Raw genomic sequence first — 3,171 nt, 5'->3', positions numbered from 1 at the left:
GCGGCGGGAACGGCGAAGGGGGCGCCCGCCGCGGTGTGCGGTGGGCGCCCCCTTCGCCGGGGCACGTCACTTGTTGAGGTACGTCCAGAACTCGTCGAACGACAGGAGCTTGTCGCCATTGAGGTCGCGGCTGTTGATGATGGCCTCGGCCACCGCCTCGGTGACGTTCCAGTCGCCCCCCTGGGCCAGGGCAGCCTTGAACTCGGCGGAGGTGATGAAACCGTCACCGTTCGTGTCGATCCGCTGGAACTGCTTGCGTGCTTCCTCGATGTCCGCCACCGGTCCGCCCCTTCGTCGTGCTCGTCATGCGATACAGCCATCGTTGGCGGGCCAAGATTAACCGGCACGCCGAGCACACAGCGCGGCGCCCACCCGGGCCGGCGCAGTCGTCGATCATGTCGGGGAGTCCGGGCCCCGCGGTGGGTGGAGAGTCAAGGAGCGGTGATGGCGACATTGCGGGACATTCTCGATGCGGCGGCAGCCGGTGCCTTCCCGCCTCCGGACGGTCGTACGACGGTGGTGCCCCAGCCGTCGTACCGGGACGCCGGGGTCTTCGCGTTCACCGCGCACACCGTCATAGCCACGGACGAGGACCCGGCGTGGGTGCACGAGACGCTGGCGGCCCTCGACTGCGACGCGCTGGCCGCGACCATGAACGCGCGGTTCCTGACCGCTCTGCTGGACCGCACGGGGCGCCGCGGCGACACGATCGACGTGATGACGGTGGGCGCGCCGCTGCCGGGTGTGCCGGAGCTGCCGCTGGAGGAGATCGCCGATCCCGGTCATCCGAGGGTGGTGAGTTCCCGCAAGCGGCGCGACGACGTGCGGGTGTGGAGGACGGAGGGCGGCCTGCTGGCCCTCGGGCGCGGGGTCGCGGGGCGGCTGGAGGTCGCGGTCGAGGTGGCCGAGGGGGGACGGCACCAGGGGCTCGGCCGGGCCCTGGTGCGGGCGGCGCGCCAGCTGAGCGGGGGTGAGCCGGTGTGGGCCCAGGTGTCGGCGGGGAACGCCCGCAGTCTGCGGGCGTTCCAGGCGGCCGGTTATCTGCCGGTGGGTTCGGAGATCCTGCTGAGCGCCCGCTAGCCGACACCGGCCGGGCGACCGGGCGGGCGACCTGGTGGGCACCACCTGGGTGGGCACCCGGGCGGGCGTCCTGGCGGGGTCAGTGCCAGGGCTCGTAGTGCGGGTTGCTCTCGCACTCGCTCATCTTCTCGGTCCTGGTCTTCTTGTCGACCGGGCAGACGCCGATGACGAACTGGCGCGCGATCCCGCCGGGGAAGGCCACCTCGACCTGGTCGGCCCACTTGTGCTGGTCCCCGATGGTCCTGTTCACGTCCACGCCGCCGGGGGCGTCGATGTAGTAGTTCCAGCCGGACTTGTACCAGGTCTTGTACAGGTCGTGGTCGTACGTGGTCGAGACGTACGGGGAGGGCTGGTTGACGAGGACGTACTGTTCGATGTCGTACTGACCGTCGACGACGTCCCTGGGGTGGAAGCCCTGCTCGAAGACGACGGCCGGGCCCCGGCTGTCGCTGCGGTAGAGCGTGCCGCAGGTGGTGCGCCAGACCGGCTCGGGCGTGATGCGGTCGACGTCCACGCGGCGGTCGGCGGCGGCGTGGATCCTGTCCTCGAACTGGGGACAGGCGGGGGCGGCGGCCCTGGCCGGGGCCCGGTGGTCGGGCTGGGCGGGGACGGTCGCGGCGGAGGTCGCGAGGACGGCGGAGAGGGACAGGACAACGGCGGCGGCCCGGCGCCGCAGACGAGTGGTGATCACGGCCAGCACCCTCTCGACCGGGGGGCGCCGGGCCGGGGACCGTCACCCGTTCGGCGGCGTGTCAGGCCGCCCGGTTGTCATGCGTCACCGGAAGATGCCGGTGTGGCCGAGGGAGTAGCGGCCGGGTTGCGGGTACACGGCGAGGCCGTGCGGGCCGCTGCCGACGGGGATGCGGGCGAGCTGCTTCCCGGTGCGGGTGTCGATGGCGTACACCTCGGAGTCGTAGCGGCCGGAGAGCCACAGGACCTTGCCGTCGGCGGAGACGCCGCCCATGTCGGGGCTGCCGCCGTCGGGGAGGTGCCACTTCTTGGTGAGTTCGTTCCTGGTGAAGTCGAAGACGGAGACGGTGCCCTCGCCGCGGTTGGAGACATACATCTCGCGGGAGTCGCGGCCGACGTACAGGCCGTGGGTGCCCTTGCCGGTGGGCAGCAGCTTCGGCTCGTCGAACGTGTCGCCGTCCAGGACCCACATGCCGTCGGCCATCATGTCGGCGATGTAGAACCGCTTGCCGTCCGGTGCGATCTTCACGTCCTGCGGCATGGCGCCCTCGAAGGGCAGTTTCCGCTGGCCGACCACCTTCATCTTCTCGGTGTCGACCTTCAGCAGTTCGCCGCTGAACTCGCAGGACACGATGAAGTACCGGCCGTCGAGCGAGAAGTCGGCGTGGTTGACGCCGTAGCAGCTGACCGGTTCGGTCTTGACCCGCTTCATGGTGTGCGGGTCGCGGAAGACGAGTTCACGGTCGAGGGAGGCCATGACGACGGCGTACTTGCCGTTCGGGGTGAAGTACAGGTTGTACGGATCGTGCACCTCGACGGGCTCGCCCGCCTTGCCCGTCCTCGGGTCGATGGGCGTGAGGGTGTGGCCCCGGTTGTTGTTGACCCACAGGGTCTTCAGGTCCCAGGACGGCACCACGTGCTGCGGCTGGCGGCCCACCGGGATCGTCTCGATGATCTCGTACGTCTTCGGGTCGATGACGGAGACGGTGTCGGACTCGCTGTTGGGGACGTACACCCGCGACGGGAAGTCCTTGACGACCGGGGAGAGCCGGCCCGGGCGGTCGGCGGCGTAGACGTCCTTGGGGTCGAGGACGGGCGGCATGCCGTGCAGGCCCTGTGCCTCCGGCCGCTGTCTCTTCTTCCGCTCGGCGGCTTCGGCCGCGGCCCGGTCGGCACGGTCGGCCCGGATCCGCTGTTCCTGCTCGTCGGTGCCGGTCGCGCTGCCGCACGCGGCCACGGCGGCGAGAACGGCCGCCGCGAGGAGGGCGCGCTGGACGAGGTGGCGCTGCATGAGGGAGGTGCGGGGCGTGGTCACGCGCACCTTTATAGGGAGGTCGGGCAGGTTTTCCGGCGATTGGCCCGTTCGGCGGAGATCCGCGTCGCGAGACGGCGGGGGGAGGT

General features: G+C 70.8%; 4 protein-coding genes. 1 reads left to right on the top strand and 3 read right to left on the bottom strand.

Annotated features, from left to right (window positions below; genetic code table 11):
* Positions 1-66 precede the first annotated feature (66 nt).
* Positions 67-279: an EF-hand domain-containing protein gene (locus AOK23_RS26745; RefSeq protein ID WP_055715186.1), complete on the bottom strand. Its 213-nt coding sequence runs from the start codon at positions 277-279 to the stop codon at positions 67-69.
* A 165-nt stretch (positions 280-444) separates the two neighbouring features.
* Here AOK23_RS26745 and AOK23_RS26740 point away from each other — a divergent pair, with 165 nt between their 5' ends.
* Positions 445-1,080, top strand: a complete 636-nt coding sequence (locus tag AOK23_RS26740; protein ID WP_055715185.1) for a GNAT family N-acetyltransferase — start codon at positions 445-447, stop codon at positions 1,078-1,080.
* 79 nt (positions 1,081-1,159) lie between these two features.
* Here AOK23_RS26740 and AOK23_RS26735 read toward each other — a convergent pair whose 3' ends face one another.
* On the bottom strand, positions 1,160-1,780 hold the full coding sequence (locus AOK23_RS26735; protein ID WP_055715184.1) for an ADP-ribosyltransferase: 621 nt from the start codon (positions 1,778-1,780) through the stop codon (positions 1,160-1,162).
* A gap of 75 nt (positions 1,781-1,855) precedes the next feature.
* Positions 1,856-3,085: a YncE family protein gene (locus tag AOK23_RS26730; protein WP_420823754.1), complete on the bottom strand. Its 1,230-nt coding sequence runs from the start codon at positions 3,083-3,085 to the stop codon at positions 1,856-1,858.
* Between the last annotated feature and the right edge of the window lie 86 nt (positions 3,086-3,171).

Source organism: Streptomyces torulosus, from assembly GCF_001419765.1.
GTDB lineage: Bacteria > Actinomycetota > Actinomycetes > Streptomycetales > Streptomycetaceae > Streptomyces > Streptomyces torulosus.
This window is presented reverse-complemented; position numbering and strand designations above follow the sequence as displayed.